Here is a 15,718-nt window from a genome sequence, read left to right as displayed (position 1 = left end):
TACCCAAAACCCCAGCCGCTAACCCGGTTGGGGTTTTTTTATGGGCGAATTTATTGATTAACGACTCTTCTTTGGCCGCTGAATTTGGTAGAGTGCTGCAAGGAATTCCACGAGCCCACGCCCTATGATCGACTACGCCATCAAACCGCTTGCCCCGGGCGCCCATCAGTTTCAGGTTGACGTCACGATCCAGAGTCCCGATCCGGCCGGCCAACTGGTATCGCTGCCCGCCTGGATACCCGGCAGTTACATGATCCGGGACTTTGCCAAAAACATTGTGTCGCTCGGTGCCCGCAGTGGAGAGACGCCCCTGGAACTGGTGAAGTTGGATAAGCAGACCTGGCGGCTGCCAGTCTGTAGCGGTCCGGTGAAGATCAGTTATCAAGTCTATGCCTGGGACTTGTCGGTGCGCGGCGCCCATCTGGATACCACCCATGGTTTCTTCAATGGGACCAGTGTGTTCCTCAGGGTGCATGGCCAGGAGGAGCAGGCGTGCCTGGTGGATATCGCACCGCCGGACGGGGAGGCCTATGCGGACTGGCGCCTGGCCACCACCCTGACCTCCTGCGGTGCGCCACGCCTGGCGTTCGGGCTGTACGGGGCGGGCAACTACGACGAACTCATCGACCACCCGGTGGAGATGGGGCGCTTCAGCCACGCCGCGTTCGAGGTGGCCGGCGTGCCGCACGAGATCGTAATCAGCGGCAAACACTACGCCGACATGGAGCGCATCTGCGCCGACCTGCAGCGGATCTGCACCCAGCATGTGCAACTCTTCGGCGAATTGCCGGAGATGGAGCGTTACCTGTTCCTGGTGATGGCGGTGGGTGAGGGTTATGGCGGCCTGGAGCACCGCAGTTCCACCGCGCTGATCTGCAAGCGCGATGACTTGCCGCAGAAGCGGGTACCCGAGATGAGCGACGGCTATCGCCAGTTTCTCGGGCTCTGCAGCCACGAATATTTTCATCTGTGGAATGTGAAGCGCATCCGCCCGTTAAAACTGATGCGGGCGGATCTGACGCAGGAGGCCTACACCACACTGCTCTGGTTCTTCGAGGGGGTGACCTCCTATTATGATGACCTGGCGCTGGTAAGGTCTGGCTGTATCGACCCGCGCGCCTATCTGGAGTTGCTGGCGAAGACCATCACCCGCGTCTACCGCTCGGGCGGTCGCCGCAAACAGTCGGTCGCGGATTCCAGTTTCGACGCCTGGACCAAGTTTTACAAACAGGATGAAAATGCCCCCAATGCGATCGTCAGCTATTACACCAAAGGGGCCCTGATCGCCCTGCTCCTGGACCAGATCATCCGGCGCGACACGGCCGGCCGGCAATCCCTGGATGACATCATGCGGGTGCTCTGGCAGCGCTATGGGCGACGCGACATCGGGCTGGGCGAGGACGAGGTGGAGCGTGTGACAGCGGAGCTGACCGGCCTGGACCTGAAGGGGTTCTTCGACCGCGCCGTGCGCGGTTGTGAGGAGCTCGAGCTGGCGCCCGCGCTGGATCGGGTGGGTATCGGATTCAGCCTGCGGCCGGCGCGCGGAGCGGCGGATCAGGGTGGCGTGAAGGAGCCCGCGCAGGAGAAGGAGCCGGCCGCCCCGCGCCTGGTGCTGGGCGTGGCGACCAGGAGCGAAGGCCGGGATGTGGTGATAGCCAATGTCTTCGACCAGGGCGCTGCGCAGCTCGCCGGGATATCGGCGGGTGACGTCTTGATCGCGATCGATGGCCTGCGCGTGACGGAAGCCAATATGGATAACCTGATGGCCCGGGCGATCAATGGCACACCGCTGGAGGTCCACGTTTTCCGTCGCGATGAATTGATGCGCTTTGAGGTGACCCCATTACCCGCCGTCGCCGATACCTGTGAGCTCTGGATCAGGGAGCCGGTGGACAAGCCGACCGTTGATTGTCGGCAGGCCTGGTTGTCCGCCGTGCAGGCGTCGGCCTAACAAGTATTGGCGTCGGAGTGAGATGATGAGCAGTCGGCAACAGTTATTACAGCTCCTGGTGGATGGCCGGTGGCATTCGGGGGAGGACCTGGCCCGGCGGCTGGGCCTGAGTCGGACCGCCGTATGGAAACAGCTCGGCCTGTTGCGTGACCAGCTGGGCCTGAATATCCATTCGGTGCGTGGCCGCGGTTACCGGTTGCCGGAGAAACTGGAGCTGCTGGAAGCCGGGCGCATCCGCGATGCCTTGGCGGAATCGACCCATGACTGGATAGGCCACATAGAGATACACGACAACATCGCCTCCACCAACAGCCACCTGATGGAACAGGCCGCCGGCCAGTTGCAGAGCGGCCATGTCTGCCTGGCGGAACGGCAGAGTGACGGCCGCGGCAGACGCGGGCGCCACTGGGTCTCCCCGTTTGGCCGCAACATCTACCTGTCGCTGTTCTGGGAATACGGGCTGGCCCCGGCGGCATTGTCCGGCCTCAGTCTGGTGGCGGGGCTGGCCGTGATACGGGCATTGCGCCAACTCGGGATCGGTGAAATCGGCCTGAAGTGGCCGAATGACATACTCTACGGTAACCGGAAGCTGGCGGGCCTGCTGCTGGAGGTGGTCGGCGAGCAGACCGGCCCCAGCCGCGTCGTGCTGGGCCTGGGTATGAATGTAAGGCTTAGCGAGGCCGAAGGGGAGTCGATCGATCAGCCCTGGGTGAGCCTGTCGCAGCTGCCCGGCGGCGCGGCACTCTCGCGCAACCGGATAGTCGCCGCGCTGCTGGATAACCTGGTCGCCGTATTGTCGCAGTTCGAAGCGCAGGGCCTGGCGGCGATGATTCCGGAGTGGCGTCAGTATGACCTGTATCACGGCCAGCGGGTGATCCTGCAGCTGGGCGCACGGCAGATCGAGGGGATCCACCGGGGGGTGGAGCCGAGCGGGGCGCTGCTGCTGGAGACGGCGGAAGGGATACGCGCCTACCATGGGGGGGAAGTTTCGCTGCGACCGGTCTAAGGTCCAACGAACGGATGCCTGATGAAAAACACCTGCATACTCCTCATCGATATCGGTAACACCAACCTGAAATGGTCACTGCTCGAGGCGGGGCGGCTATCGCCCAGCAAGGCGGAAAAGCATCGCGGCGTCGCGCCCGATCGATTGGCGGCGGCGTGCTGGGGCGACCTCCAAGCGCCCGATGCCATCTACCTTGCCAACGTGGCCGGCGCCGACCTGGAGTCTGGCCTGACAAGCTGGATGCAGGGCGGATGGGGCCGGACCCCGCATCCGGTGCGGCCCGTGGCTCAGGCGCAGGGCGTCAGCAACGGCTATCTGGAGCCCGGCCAACTGGGCGTCGATCGCTGGCTGACCCTGCTGGCGGTACGCCAGCAGGAGGCCGGCGCGGTCTGCATTGTCGACTGCGGTACCGCAATCACCCTGGACCTGATGGACAGTCAAGGCCGTCATCATGGCGGATTGATCCTGCCGGGGCTGGAGCTGATGCGGGAATCTCTCCTGCAGCAGACGCGCATCCCCCGGGTCGACCAGGCGGTGGTGGAATCCCTGTTTGCCCGGGATACCGCCTCCGCGGTGGCCTCGGCGGCGGCCAACGCGGCCGCCGCCCTGATCGAGAGAAGCATGCGCCAGGCGGCGGAGCGTTGCGGTGAACCCGCCAGTCTGATCCTCACCGGCAGTGACGCGGGGCGTATTTCGGTGCAGTTGGATATCCCCTTCCGGATCGATCATGAGCTGGTGATGAAGGGGCTGGTGGCCATCGCGGAGGCGGCAGGGTAAGTGCGATGAGATGGCTGTTCATGCTACTGCTGTCAGCGAACATGGTCATCCTGGGTTGGGGCGTACAACGCAATCCGCAGGCCACGGTGGCCCGGCCGTTGGCGAAAAAACCGGCCATCGGTAACCTGCGGTTGCTCTCGGAAGTGCCCCCATCCGAGGCGGATGCAAAGCCCGCCATGCCGGCGGTCGACGCCGAGGAGTCGGTGGCGGAGTTCGCGGCCCCCACGCCTCCGGAACTAGAGGTCCCGCCGCGGGAGGAGCAATCCCAGCTGCGGCCGGTCGAGCGGCCAGCGGTCGACCAGGAACTGCCGCCGCCCAGTACGGATTTCCAGGACAACGTCCCGGAGGTCGCCGACAGCGAGCCCGCGGCCGAACTCCCCGACGACCAGGAACCCGCCGCGCCGGCCGCCCCCGAGCCGCCGCCTGAACCCAAACCTGTGGTGCTGGTCTGCGGCGCCTTCGGCCCCTTTGAGCGCGGCGCCGAGGCGCGGGCGCTTGCCGAGTCCCTGGCCAGCCAGGGCATGGAAACCTCGCTGCGCCGGGACTCCATGGAGAAGCCGACCGGCTACTGGGTGATGATCCCGCCGCTGCCGAACCGCCAGGCAGCAATAGAGAAGGTCGAACAGCTGCGCGCCAGCGGCATCGAGGACGTGCGCCGTTTTGTTAAGGGTGACCAGGTAAACGGCATCTCCCTGGGGGTATTCTCGACCCATAAAAACGCCCAGAACCGGCAGCGGGCGATAGCGGACAAGGGGCACAGAACCAGCGTGGTGCCGCGGCTGGTCACGGTTCCCGCCCACTGGGTGGATTACCGCGCGGACCAGGCCAGGGTGGCCAAAACCGTGGCCAGGATAAGGGAAAGCCGGGACGCGGTAATAAATGAACAATACCCCTGTCCGCGCGTTGTCACATCCGGTGGGATCTTCTAGAATAGGCCCTCCAAATTTTGGCTGGCGTAGCTCAGTTGGTAGAGCAGCTGATTTGTAATCAGCAGGTCGCGGGTTCGACTCCTGTCGCCAGCTCCATATCCCTTATCCTTCCCGAATAGGCAGATAGTACATTTCAAACAATGGCTTAACGCTGTGATCTGATGCCATCCACATTTTCCATTTTATCGCCGTGGTTTTGGCGAGCGGTACGGTGTTGAAATATCTTTAAAAAAGACGCAGGAAACTTTACCACTAGGCCGGGGTTTCAGGTTAAAATAACCGGCTATTTATGGCTGGGTTGCCTTGGCGCTGCTTTCTGACGGAGGCCGTGGCGGTCCATCTCGTGCTGCCACCAGCATCTGGCACGTTTATCATATTTTGTCGTCTGGTCCGCAGATCGCCCGGACCGGGGGCGCAGATGGGGAGGTCCGGTGGATGGGGGAATCGCCCCGCTATCCCGCCTCCTGGGTAATGTGTGTTGGTGGTCGCCAGATACTTACATTTAATGTCTAACTCTAGAGTACGAACATGACAGATCTAAGCCTTTACCGAAATATCGGTATCTTCGCTCACGTAGATGCTGGTAAAACGACCACCACCGAGCGCATCCTGAAGTTGACAGGAAAGATCCATAAGCTCGGTGAAGTTCACGATGGTGAATCCACCATGGACTTTATGGACCAGGAGTCTGAGCGCGGTATTACCATCCAGTCTGCCGCCACCTCCTGCTTCTGGAAGGAGCACCGGTTCAATGTCATCGACACCCCGGGACACGTGGATTTCACCATCGAGGTGTACCGCTCGCTGAAGGTTTTGGACGGTGGCGTGGGTGTGTTCTGCGGCTCCGGCGGCGTGGAGCCGCAGTCAGAGACTAACTGGCGCTATGCCAATGAGTCCGAAGTGGCCCGACTCATCTTCGTCAATAAACTGGACCGGCTGGGTGCGGATTTCTACCGTGTCGTGAAGCAGATCAAGGATGTACTGGCCGCCAACCCGCTGGTGATGGTGCTGCCAATCGGTACCGAGGATCAGCTCAAGGGCGTGGTCGATCTGCTGACCCGCAAGGCCTGGATCTGGGATGAGAGCGGCGACCCGATGAACTATGAGCTGCAGGGCGTGCCTGCCGACATGGTCGATCAGGTCGAAGAGTATCGCCAGATGCTGGTCGAGACTGCGGTGGAGCAGGATGACGACCTGATGGAGAAGTACCTGGAGGGCGAGGAGCCGTCGATTGATGATTTGAAGCGCTGTATCCGCAGGGGCACCATCAAGCTGGACTTCTTCCCGACCTACTGCGGATCCGCCTTTAAAAACAAGGGGATGCAGCTGATCCTCGACGCCATTATTGACTATCTGCCGAATCCCACCGAGGTTGAGCCTCAGCCAGAGGTTGACCTGGAAGGTAACGAGACCGGTGGCCTGGCGATTGTCGATCCCGCCAAGCCTCTGCGTGCCTTGGCCTTCAAGATCATGGATGACCGGTTTGGTGCGCTGACCTTCGTCCGTATCTATTCCGGGACGATGAACAAGGGCGACACGGTGCTCAACACCTTCACCGGCAAGACCGAGCGTATCGGCCGTATCGTCGAGATGCATGCCGACTCCCGTGAAGAGCTGAGCCGGGCCCAGGCCGGTGACATCGTCGCCGTCGTCGGCATGAAGAATGTCAAGACCGGACACACCCTGTGCGATCCGAAAAATCCCGCCACCCTGGAGCCGATGGTGTTCCCGGCCCCCGTTATCGCCATCGCCATCGCGCCGAAGGACAAGGCGGGCGTCGAGAAGATGGGTATCGCCCTGAACAAGATGGTGCAGGAGGATCCCTCCTTCTATGTCGAGACCGACGAGGACAGCGGCGAGACCATCCTCAAGGGCATGGGCGAGCTGCATCTGGACATCAAGATCGACATCCTGCGCCGTACCCATGGTGTGGATGTGACCGTCGGCAAGCCCCAGGTGGCCTACCGCGAGACCATCACCCAGCGGGTGGAAGACAGCTACACCCACAAGAAACAGTCCGGTGGTTCCGGTCAGTTCGGTAAGATCGACTACATCATCGAGCCGGGCGAACCCGGCAGCGGCTTCCAGTTCGAGTCGGTGGTGGTCGGTGGTAACGTGCCGAAAGAGTACTGGCCGGCCATCCAGAAGGGCTTTGCCACCAGTATGGACAAGGGTGTCCTGGCCGGCTTCCCCTGTCTGGACGTGAAGGTGACGCTGACGGATGGTGGTTTCCATGCGGTTGACTCCTCGGCCATCGCGTTCGAGATCGCGGCCCGCGGCGCCTATCGTCAGACCATTCCCAAGGCGGGTCCGCAGCTGATCGAGCCGATCATGAAAGTGGACGTCTACACCCCGGAAGATCACGTGGGCGATGTGATCGGCGATCTGAACCGTCGCCGTGGCATGATCAAGTCCCAGGATACGGCGGCTACCGGCATCCGTATCAAGGCCGAGGCGCCGCTGAGCGAGATGTTCGGCTATATCGGCGATCTGCGCACCATGACCTCCGGCCGTGGCCAGTTCTCGATGGAGTTCTCCCACTACCTGCCTTGTCCCAGGAACGTCGCTGAAGAGGTGATCAAGGAGACCCTGGAAAGAAAGAAATAAGCGGTACAATCAAGGCCGGGCGACGTTGGTCGCCCGGCCTTTTTTTATTCAGGGACGGAATTATGCCGCGAATGCGGGAGCGGATGTTATTTCGCGATTCCAGCCTCCCCTCTTCCCGCCCGCCCGCCCGGCGACGGCCAGTGGTTACCGGTTTCGACGCCTGTCCACTATCATCAGGCAGTAGCGGTTGCCGGAGGGCGCCCTTCAACACCCCGCCGGGTCCCGGCGTGTCCCGAATCCAGGGGATTTGAGATCCTAAAGTTTTTGCTGCCCAGGAGCGGTGGATTTTGATGCACGCTGGTTTTCGCCTATGATGCCTGGGTCAGGGGAGCTTTGGGGAAGCGCATTTTGTTCTGTACAGCCATCTTATCCGCACGCTCAGTCCGCCGGGCGGCACTGCCGGGAACTCCAGCATGAGTGACGATGCGCGCGGCAATCAAACCATACTGACGATCGATGATGAACCGGCGATCAGGGAGAGCTTCCATCTCTATCTTGAGGATTACGGCTATACGGTGCTGGAGGCGGAGAACGGCAGGATCGGCATAGCACTGTTCGAATCCCTGCATCCGGACCTGGTGCTGGTGGATCTGCGGATGCCGGAGATGGACGGTCTGCAGGTGTTGGCGCATGTGGTCAGCCACGCCCCGGACACGCCGATTATCGTGGTCTCGGGAACCGGCGCCATCGACGATGCCATTGAGGCGCTGCATCTGGGCGCCTGGGACTACATGCTGAAGCCGGTTCAGGATCTTTCGGTGCTGCTGCACGCGGTGAGAAAAAACCTGGAGCGTAGCCGGCTGACCCGGGAGAACCGGGCCTACCAGCAGCATCTGGAGGAACAGGTCAGAAAACGCACCGAACAGCTGCAGCTTGCCAATGAGGAGATGCGTGAGGCGAACCGGCTGCTGAAGCAGAGTGAGGAGAAATACCGCTCGATTTTCGAGAGCCTGACCGATGTCTATTTCCAGGTGGATCTTGACGGCTTTGTTGAAGAGATATCACCCTCCATTGCCCGCAACCTGAACTATCAGCGCGAGCAGATGCTGGGCCGCCGGCTGTGGGATCTGGTTGCCGATCCCGCGCACGGCGACATGCTGCTGGCGCGGCTTGAGCAGGCGGGTATGGTGACCGATTATGAGGTGTCGCTGGTGGACCGTGAGGGCTCGAAACGGCCCTGCGCCATCACCGCCACCCGTGAGCACTCCCCGGCCGGCAATGGGCGCATCTACGGGGTGTTCCGGGATGTGACGGAGCGCAAGCAGGCGGAGGCGAAGATCGAGCATCAGGCCTATCACGACAGCCTGACCCAGCTGCCCAACCGGAACCTGCTGCTGGATCATCTGGAGCTGGCGCTGAATCGGGCCAAACGCCATGGCTACGAAGGCGCGCTGCTGCTGATTGACCTGGATCGTTTCAAGACCATCAATGATTCACTCGGCCACAGCGTGGGCGATCAGCTGCTGTGTGAGGTTTCAGCACGATTGGCCGGGGTGCTGGGCGAAGCGGACACCGTGGCGCGCATCGGTGGCGATGAGTTTGCCGTGCTGTTGTCGGATATTGGCCGTGATACCCAGGCCACGGCGAAACGGGCGCAGGGTATTGCCGAGAAGATCCGCCAGGTGCTTTCCCATCCGCTACGCATCCGGGATCACGAACTCTACATCACCCCGAGTATCGGCATCACCCTGTTTCCGATGCAGCAGGAGGATGCGGATGCGGTGCTGCGGCATGGTGATACCGCCATGTATCAAGCCAAGGCGGCGGGGCGCAATGCCATTCGCTTTTTCCTCCCGGGAATGCAGGTGGAGGCCGACGAACGGCTGGGTCTGGAGAAGGATCTGCGGCTGGCGGTCGCCAACGACCAGCTGAAGCTCTATTTTCAGCCGCAGATCGATGCGACCGGTGCCGTGTGCGGCGCCGAGGGGTTGCTGCGTTGGGAGCATCCGCAACACGGGATGATCACGCCGGACCGATTTATTCCACTCGCCGAGGAGACCGGGCTGATCCTGCCGATCGGCGACTGGGTGTTGCGGACCGCCTGTCGGCTGATCACCCGCTGGAGCGCCAGCGAGCTGGGGGCGTCACTGCGGCATATCGCGGTCAATGTCAGCCCTTGGCAGTTCAGGCAGCCGGACTTCCCGTGGCAGGTGGCGCGCATTCTGGCCGAGACCGGCGCCGACCCCAGTTGGCTGGGGCTGGAGCTGACCGAGGGGGTGGTGATTGACAACGTGGCCGATACCGCGGAAAAGATGGCCTCCTTCAAGTCGCTGGGAGTGAGGATCTCCATCGATGATTTCGGTACCGGCTACTCCTCCCTCGCCTACCTTAAGAAGCTGCCGCTGGATATCCTGAAGATCGACCGGAGTTTTGTCGAAGAGGTGACGGAGGATGAGAGCAACGCGGCAATCGTTGAAACCATCATTGCCATTGCCGATCACCTGGGACTGGAAGTGATCGCCGAAGGTGTCGAGACCCGGGGTCAGCTGGAATTTCTCCAGCAGAAGGGGTGCGGCCGCTATCAGGGCTACTATTTCAGCAGGCCGCTGCCGGTAGAGCAGTTCGAGCGCTACCTGGCGGAGCAGATCAGTAGCAGGGAGGCCTCCGGTGTCAACTGAACCGTTCCGTATTCTCGTCATTGATGATGAGGCGTCCATCCGGGAGAGTCTCTGCGCGTTTCTCGAAGACCACGATTATGCCGTGGAGTCGGCCGAGAGCGCCGAAGAGGCGCTGGAGATGCTGCAGCGGACGCGCTTTGACCTGGCGATCGTGGATATGCGCCTGCCCGGGGAAAGTGGTGATGTGTTTATCGTCAAGGCGGCGCAGCTGCTGCGGGATCTGCGCTTCCTGATACATACCGGCTCGGTTGAGTTCCATCTGACCGAGGCGTTGAAAAAACAGGGTATTACCACCGAGCATGTCTACCTCAAGCCGCTGAATGACCTTACTGTCCTGGTGGAAGGTGTACGGAAGCTGCTGAATGAAAAGCGCTGAGCAACAGAGACACTGCGGCGCATCTCCCCGGCGCGCCTGGCCGCGTTTGACCGGAGCGATCTCCAGCGGAACCGCCCTGTCGAAGGGGATCGGTGTGGCGCGGGGACGGAACAGGGAAACGGGGCATCCCGGGAGTTATCCGAGCCACGCGCGGGTGGTGTGACCATGTACACCATTGCCGTTTTCAACCCCCAGCAGGGGGTCGGAAAAACCTCCGTCACCATCAACCTCGGACATGCCCTGGCCTTGGCCGGCCATCAGGTGATCCTGGTGGATCTGGACCCCGCCGGCGACCTGACAACGGGGCTGGGCCTGTTCCGCCAGCCCACCCAGGGGATAGACCGGGCGTTGCTTGAGGCGGCCGATCTGGAGTCGCTGGCGATCAGTACCCGGGATGAGTTGCGCCTGATCCCCGCCGGTGCCAGACTGGCGGAGCTTGAGCAGGGGGATCAGTCCGGTATGCAGCGCGGGCTGTTGCTGCAGCGGGCACTCTCCCGGGGCATGGCCGGGCAGGAATACATGCTCATTGATTGCCCGTCATCTTCCGGGCTGTTGGTGGCGAACGCGCTGCTGGGGGTCGACATGGCACTGTTGCCGGTGACGGGTGACGACAGTGGCGCCGCCGCCCTGCCGCATCTGCTGGAGACGGTCAGGCGGTTCGGCGCCGCCAGGGGGCGGGGGCTGGAATATACCCTGTTCATGAATCGCATCCCGGTACGGCGGCGTCTGACCGGGGTGGCGGCATCCAGGTTCTCCAGTCTCGCGCCGGGACATTTTTTAAAGTCGGTGATCTGCCAGTCGGATCTGATCAGCGCCGCCAGAGCTATCGGCAGGACCGTGTTTGAGTATCGTCCCAACGGTCGCGCCACCAGCGATTTTCGACAACTGGCCGCCGAGCTGCTGAAGCGCGTCGCCGCTGGCTGAAAGAGCGGTGCCGGTGGTTTCATTAGCGTGTAATATGACCACCTGAACGGTGCGGTCCAGGGTAATCCGGAGAAACGGGATGAGTATTACGGCGGTAGAGTCAGCGGACAAGCGGCAGATCCTGCTCAAGGTGGCGGGGCGGTTCGATTTCTCCAGTCATTATGAGTTCTCGACCGCCTACAAACAGTATCCGAAAGGTACCCGGCAATTCGTGGTCGACCTGGCCGATACCGAGTATATGGACAGCTCCTCCATGGGCATGCTGTTGCAGCTGAAGGAGCATGCCAGCGGTGAAACGCCGGTCTCCCTGATCAATGCCAACGATGCCGTCAGGGAGATCCTGCAGATTGCCAACTTTGACAAGTTGTTTAGCATCACCTGAATCACCGCGCTGGCCCGGGCGCCCGGGATCGTGGGGATTTGCCCGGGCGGCGCCACATTTCTTGCCCACGGCCGGTGAAACAGGCCGCTGCAGGCTAGAAACTGACCGCCAATTACCCTATCCTTGCCCTTTTTCTGTCGGGGCACTCCAGCATGGGTTTTAAATGTGGCATCGTCGGCTTGCCGAACGTGGGCAAATCGACTCTTTTCAATGCGCTGACACGCGCCACCATCGCGGCGGAAAACTACCCCTTCTGTACCATTGATCCCAATGTGGGCGTGGTCCCGGTGGCGGACCCCCGGCAGAACGAGCTGGCCAAAATCGTCAAGCCGCAGAACATCATCCCCACCACCATGCAGTTCGTCGATATCGCCGGGCTGGTGGAGGGCGCCTCACGGGGCGAGGGGCTGGGTAACAAGTTTCTCGCCAATATCCGTGAAACCGACGCCATCTGTCATGTCGTGCGCTGTTTCCATGATGACGACGTGGTCCATGTCGCGGGCAAGATCGATCCCCTGTCGGATATAGAGATCATCAACACCGAACTGGCCCTGGCCGATATGGAGTCGGTGGAGAAGGCGCTGCTCAAGGCGGCCAAGCAGGCCAGGACCGGTGACAAGCAGGTGCTGGCGCAGAAAGAGCTGCTGGAGCTGGTCAAGGCGCACCTGGATACCGGGGAGCCGGTGCGCGCCATGGATCTCAACCGCGAGCAGAAACTGGCCCTGCGCGACCTGCACCTGTTGACCGTCAAGCCGACCCTCTATATCGCCAACGTGGCCGACGACGGGTTTGTCGACAATCCGCTGTTGCAGGCGGTCGAGGCGCTGGCTGAAAGGGAAGGCGCGGGCGTGGTGGCGGTCTGCGCAGCGATCGAGGCGGAACTGGCGGAGCTGGATGACGAGGCGCGCCAGGAGTTTCTTGCCGACATGGGGCTGGAAGAGCCCGGACTGGACCGGGTGGTGCGAGCCGGTTATCGCCTGCTCGGCCTGGAGACCTACTTTACCGCCGGGGTGAAGGAGGTACGCGCCTGGACCATCCCCGTGGGGGCTACGGCACCGCAGGCGGCCGGGGTCATCCACAGCGATTTTGAACGTGGGTTTATCCGCGCCGAGGTGATCGCCTATGCGGATTTCATCGCCTGTAAAGGGGAACAGGGGGCCAAGGAGGCCGGCAAGTTGCGGCTGGAGGGCAAGGACTACGTGGTCCAGGACGGCGATGTGATCCACTTCCGCTTCAACGTCTGAGGAGGCCCGCCGGAAATATTGATATATCGTGACTACTCACCCGATCTGAAAGTGATTGGCCTGCCTTGCCGGCCTCACGCGATGGCTGGATCAAGATCGGCCAACAAGGCAGGCAAATCACCCCGGGAATAGTTACGATATATCAGGCGGATAAGCGGATTGTTCCGGGGTTTTCGCGGTCCACGGCATGTTTTGAATTGACACGCGCAGGCAGCCCCGGTATATTTCCCCGCCTTCCGGCTACGTAGCTCAGTTGGTTAGAGCGACGGACTCATAACCCGTAGGTCGGTGGTTCAATTCCACCCGTAGCCACCAGATGAAAGCCCCAAGGCAGTGCCTTGGGGCTTTTTTTTACCCGGGAAAGATCGTCCCATGCCGAGCGGCTGAAAACAGGGTGAACAGCCGATATAGCGTATTCACCACGGCGCAGGAAAGTCAGCGGGCTGGCTTGAAGCTGAATTTCTGTCCGCCGACCGTTGCCTCATACATCAGGCCGCCCTTGGGCATGGTGAAGATGGCCACCCCGTTGTCATAGTCCGCATCCGCGGATGCGCCCGCGGTCACCGCCACGGCGGATGCCTGGGCGTTGAACTCAAAGTTGCCGCTGGTGAAATCCTCCAGCGCGCGCTTGTCCTTGAAGAAGATGATCTCGGTGTAGGCCTGGCCACCCAGCTGGAAGCCGATAGTGATCTGCGAGAGGCTCGAGGTGCCGATGAAGCGCCCCTGTCGATAGACTTCACCTTCGCCGTAGGCACCCCCCAGTCCTATGCCGGCCTTGCCGACCGTGGGGAAGATGGCATAGCCGTAGGCCTTTTTGAAAAACAGTTTCATACCAGGGTCTTTGGACTTTAACCGGGTTATCGCCTCGTCCACGGCGCGGTTGCCGGTGTTGCTTTTGCTGGCGTCGGTATCCTCTCGCGGGTCCCATCCGGCATTGGCCGGAGGGGTCAAGGGCAGAAAGATGAGTGTGAGCAGGGTAAACAGCGTGGCGAAACTTCTGCGATTCATAAATCATCCTGGGTTGTTTTTTTATTCCTCTCCATTTAAGCACAGAACCGGGGTCGGCAGCTGTACGCAGCCAGCAATACGGGATTCTTCGTCTCGGAGTTGAGCAGTTATATTTCTGCGGGGTGGAAACTTTTCCCGTCATTTCCGGTCTCTATTACTGATGTCGGCAGTTTTCGGTCGGCATGAGCGAATGAAGTGTACTTTTGTTCATTTAGGACTCCCCTTCAGGCATGTAAGTCTGATTTAACGCCGCCCTCTCCCCGGGCGGTTTTTTTTGTCCAGGGATGCGCGGGATCGACGTGGCATTCCGGTGCGCACAAAAACAGTGCGTAAATCGGACATATCCGCCTCTTAACTGTGCATGCTCTGCCTGTTTTAAGTGCGCGTACAAGCTATCATATTGATATCTTTATTATTATTCTATGGGCACGAATTGTGCATGATTTGGCGGCAATCTGTCGGCTGAGGTTGATGGTTTCCGCTTTTTTATGCAATGGCACTGATCGTGGGTGCCGTTTTTTATGCTTGGGAGAATGTAATGAGAAAACCTCTATTGATCGCGTCCCTGTCGGGGCTTCTGCCCGGACTGGTTCAGGCTGAGGAGGCAGCCCTGAACAGTGCCAACACTGCATGGATACTCACAGCGACGGCCCTGGTCCTGTTTATGACGCTGCCTGGCCTGGCGCTGTTTTATGGTGGCCTGGTCAGAACCAAAAATGTGCTCTCCGTGCTGATGCAGTGCTTTGCCATAGCCGGCGCGGCGTCCATTATCTGGCTGGTGTTCGGCTACAGCCTGGCCTTTGGTGAGGGGAATGGCTGGATCGGCGATTTCAGCAAGGTGATGCTGGCGGGGGTTGGTCGTGAATCGCTGGTCGGGGATATCCCCGAGTCGCTGTTCATGCTGTTTCAGATGACCTTTGCCATTATCACCCCGGCACTGATCATCGGCGGTTACGCCGAACGGATGAAATTCTCCGCCATGCTGCTGTTCAGCTGCATCTGGCTGGTGCTGGTGTATGCCCCGATCACGCACTGGGTCTGGGGTGGTGGCTGGCTGCAGCAGTTGGGCCTGTTCGATTTCGCCGGCGGTGTGGTGGTGCATATCACGGCGGGCGTGGCGTCCCTGGTGGCGGCCGTTGTGCTGGGGCCGCGCAACGGGTTTCCCACCACCGCGATGCCGCCACACAACCTGCCCATGACCGTGACCGGTGCCGGCATGCTCTGGGTGGGCTGGTTCGGGTTCAACGGCGGCAGTGCCCTGGCGGCCAATGGGGATGCCGCCATGGCCATGTTGGCCACGCATATTTCGGCGGCGGCGGGCGCCATGACCTGGTCGGTGATCGAGTGGAAACGTTTCGGCAAGCCGAGCGTGCTGGGCGCGGTCACCGGCATGGTGGCGGGCCTGGGCACCATTACCCCGGCCTCGGGCTTTGTCGGCCCCGGCGGGGCGCTGTTGATCGGCCTGCTGGCCGGTGGCGTCTGCTTCACCGCGACTCAGTACATCAAACGGGTGCTCAAGATCGATGACTCGCTGGATGTGTTTCCGGTGCACGGCATTGGCGGCATCATGGGCACCCTGCTGGCGGGTGTCCTCTCCTCGACCGAGCTGGGTGTCTTCAGCGGTTATGGCTTCGCCGACGGCATCGACAGCATGGGGGGGCAGGTCTCGGTCCAGTTGATCGGCGTGGGGGTCGGGGTCCTGTTTACCGCTGTGGGCACCTACCTGATCATGAAGCTGGTTGGCGTGCTGACCGGTGGATTGCGTGTCACTGACGAGCAGGAGGTGGAAGGCCTGGATACCGTCAGCCATGAAGAGTCCGCTTATAACGATTGATCGGCCTGGCCCGGATCGGACTGTATCGGGGCGGTGCCACCGGCACCGCCCCGATGAACCGT

12 protein-coding genes and 2 tRNA genes are annotated in these 15,718 nt (G+C 61.3%); 13 read left to right on the top strand and 1 reads right to left on the bottom strand.

Going from position 1 to position 15,718, the window contains the following annotated elements; genetic code table 11:
* Nucleotides 1-124: 124 nt before the first annotated feature.
* From O9K64_RS02320 to O9K64_RS02265, 12 genes are all read left to right on the top strand, one after another.
* The gene (locus O9K64_RS02320) at nt 125-1,951 is read left to right on the top strand and encodes a M61 family metallopeptidase (RefSeq protein ID WP_275096456.1); all 1,827 of its coding nucleotides are present in this window, start codon (nt 125-127) and stop codon (nt 1,949-1,951) included.
* A 25-nt stretch (nt 1,952-1,976) separates the two neighbouring features.
* Nucleotides 1,977-2,957 carry a bifunctional biotin--[acetyl-CoA-carboxylase] ligase/biotin operon repressor BirA gene (gene birA / locus O9K64_RS02315; RefSeq protein ID WP_275096455.1) on the top strand — a complete coding sequence of 327 codons (981 nt, stop codon included), beginning with the start codon at nt 1,977-1,979 and terminating at the stop codon, nt 2,955-2,957.
* 21 nt (nt 2,958-2,978) lie between these two features.
* Nucleotides 2,979-3,734: a type III pantothenate kinase gene (locus O9K64_RS02310; RefSeq protein ID WP_275096454.1), complete on the top strand. Its 756-nt coding sequence runs from the start codon at nt 2,979-2,981 to the stop codon at nt 3,732-3,734.
* Nucleotides 3,735-3,739: 5 nt separating this feature from the next.
* Entirely contained in the window at nt 3,740-4,663 is a 924-nt protein-coding gene (locus O9K64_RS02305; protein ID WP_275096453.1) for an SPOR domain-containing protein, read from the top strand.
* 20 nt (nt 4,664-4,683) lie between these two features.
* Nucleotides 4,684-4,759, top strand: a tRNA-Thr gene (locus O9K64_RS02300).
* Nucleotides 4,760-5,191: 432 nt separating this feature from the next.
* Nucleotides 5,192-7,270: an elongation factor G gene (fusA, locus tag O9K64_RS02295; protein WP_275096452.1), complete on the top strand. Its 2,079-nt coding sequence runs from the start codon at nt 5,192-5,194 to the stop codon at nt 7,268-7,270.
* A gap of 413 nt (nt 7,271-7,683) precedes the next feature.
* Nucleotides 7,684-9,888, top strand: coding sequence for an EAL domain-containing protein (locus tag O9K64_RS02290; protein ID WP_275096451.1), 2,205 nt, complete (start codon nt 7,684-7,686; stop codon nt 9,886-9,888).
* A complete protein-coding gene (locus tag O9K64_RS02285; RefSeq protein ID WP_260293323.1) occupies nt 9,878-10,264 on the top strand; it encodes a response regulator in 387 nt (128 codons plus the stop codon). The genes O9K64_RS02290 and O9K64_RS02285 overlap by 11 nt, the downstream gene beginning before the upstream one ends.
* 165 nt (nt 10,265-10,429) lie before the next feature.
* On the top strand, nt 10,430-11,188 hold the full coding sequence (locus O9K64_RS02280) for a ParA family protein (protein WP_275096450.1): 759 nt from the start codon (nt 10,430-10,432) through the stop codon (nt 11,186-11,188).
* Between the two features lie 79 nt (nt 11,189-11,267).
* Nucleotides 11,268-11,570: an STAS domain-containing protein gene (locus O9K64_RS02275; protein ID WP_275096449.1), complete on the top strand. Its 303-nt coding sequence runs from the start codon at nt 11,268-11,270 to the stop codon at nt 11,568-11,570.
* 152 nt (nt 11,571-11,722) lie between these two features.
* The gene (gene ychF / locus O9K64_RS02270; RefSeq protein ID WP_275096448.1) at nt 11,723-12,814 is read left to right on the top strand and encodes a redox-regulated ATPase YchF; all 1,092 of its coding nucleotides are present in this window, start codon (nt 11,723-11,725) and stop codon (nt 12,812-12,814) included.
* Nucleotides 12,815-13,052: 238 nt separating this feature from the next.
* Nucleotides 13,053-13,129: transfer RNA gene (locus tag O9K64_RS02265), tRNA-Met, on the top strand.
* 120 nt (nt 13,130-13,249) lie between these two features.
* On the opposite strand, the gene O9K64_RS02260 is transcribed toward O9K64_RS02265, so the two are convergent.
* The gene (locus O9K64_RS02260; protein ID WP_275096447.1) at nt 13,250-13,822 is read right to left on the bottom strand and encodes a lipid-binding SYLF domain-containing protein; all 573 of its coding nucleotides are present in this window, start codon (nt 13,820-13,822) and stop codon (nt 13,250-13,252) included.
* Between the two features lie 538 nt (nt 13,823-14,360).
* On the opposite strand from O9K64_RS02260, the gene O9K64_RS02255 reads away from it, so the two are divergent.
* Entirely contained in the window at nt 14,361-15,656 is a 1,296-nt protein-coding gene (locus O9K64_RS02255) for an ammonium transporter (protein ID WP_275096446.1), read from the top strand.
* Nucleotides 15,657-15,718 lie beyond the last annotated feature (62 nt).

The sequence above is a fragment of the Sedimenticola hydrogenitrophicus genome, from assembly GCF_029017505.1.
Lineage (GTDB): Bacteria > Pseudomonadota > Gammaproteobacteria > Chromatiales > Chromatiaceae > Sedimenticola > Sedimenticola hydrogenitrophicus_A.
Note: the sequence above shows the minus strand (reverse complement) of the source record. Positions and strands in the feature narration are given on the sequence as shown.